Source organism: Candidatus Phytoplasma sp. AldY-WA1, assembly GCF_020312115.2.
GTDB lineage: Bacteria > Bacillota_I > Bacilli_A > Acholeplasmatales > Acholeplasmataceae > Phytoplasma > Phytoplasma vitis.
The window spans coordinates 1-1,505 of the sequence record NZ_JAHRHX020000102.1 but is presented as its reverse complement, the minus strand read 5'-3'; the positions used below and the strand labels follow the sequence as shown (position 1 = coordinate 1,505).

Annotated in this window: 1 protein-coding gene; it reads left to right on the top strand. The window is 21.2% G+C overall.

Going from position 1 to position 1,505, the window contains the following annotated elements; all coding sequences use genetic code 11:
• On the top strand, positions 1-1,401 hold a 1,401-nt coding region (locus KTO59_RS04240; protein ID WP_284928813.1), incomplete at its 5' end, for an exodeoxyribonuclease VII large subunit.
• Positions 1,402-1,505 lie beyond the last annotated feature (104 nt).

Sequence of the window (1,505 nt, the reverse complement as noted above, 5' to 3'; positions counted from 1 at the left end):
GAAAGAATTGATGAATTTAGAGATAAATATAAAAAAAATAAATTACCTCTAATTAAGGGTTATATTAAACGAAATCAAAAGAAAAATTTGGTAATTACTAGTCAAAAAAATGATAATCAACAAATAAAAATAACGGGACCATCATTTACAAGAGAGATGATAGATCAAAATATCATTATTCAAAGTAATTTAATTTATAAATATTTTTATACACGTTGGACTTATAAATTAGAAATTATTAATTGTTTATTGATAAAAAATATTACAGAAGAAAATTGTCAAAAAAATATAAAAGCTATAAAATCAGACTTAAAAATAGGGATTTTAACAAACGAAACTGATGCTCTTTCAGATATTGAATGGGAATTGAAAAAAGTAAATTATAAAAATTATGAATTCTTTAAGGTTCGTGTACAAGGAAACGAAGCTATTGATGATATTTGTAAAATGGTTAAAGAAGTAAATGATAAACATAAATGTGATATTATTTTACTTAGTCGTGGAGGCGGTGATGAATCAGAAATTAATAATGTTTTTAATAATTCAGATATAATCACAGCTATTAAAAATTCAAAAATACCGATTGTTACCGCAATAGGACATGCAAAAAATATTACTTTTTCTGATTTAGTAGCTTTTGATAATGATACTACGCCAACATCTGGTATTCAAAAGGTTCTTGAGTTAATAAAATTTTTTGATAAGGCGAAAAACAATTATGAAAATCATAATGATAAATTATTAGATTTGTATTTAAGAAAAATTAATGATTATTCATTGAAAAAACAAAATGATTTAATTCAACAAAAAGAATCTTTAGATCAACAAAAAGAATCTTTAGATCAACAAAAAGCAGAATTAATAGAATTTCAAAATACTTTAACTCAAAAAGAAGAATCTTGGACAACAGCTCAAAACGATTTAATTCAACAAAAAGAATCTTTAGCTCAACAAAAAGCAGAATTAATAAAATTTCAAAATACTTTAACTCAAAAAAAAGAAGATTTATCAACAGAAACTCAAAATTATTTAATTATTTGGAACAGAACAGTAAAAATTCGACAAGGAATAGTATATATTGAATTTTCAAATGAAAATATCCTTATTGATATATACAATGAAGATAAAAATATAATTATTTTAAATCGGTTTTATTTAATTAAAATTTTAAATCAGTATAATTTCCAAATTCATTTTTTATACTTTAATATGAAAAGCAATTTAAATTTACAAACAAAAGTATTATATTTAAATAAAGAAGAATTAAAAACAATAGATTTAGATTTTCGAATATCTGTTAATGAACCTACCCATTATGATTCAATCAAGAAATTATTATTTATCAATAGAAATATAACAAAACATACTGATTTTATCGATCGTTCTTATTTTATCGATTAAATATTTAGTTGATGCTCGCCATTTATTATTATAATATTGGGTATATTTTTATCTTTAGATATTGCAAATTAAAAAAAATATAAATTTTTATTTAAATATTTGCA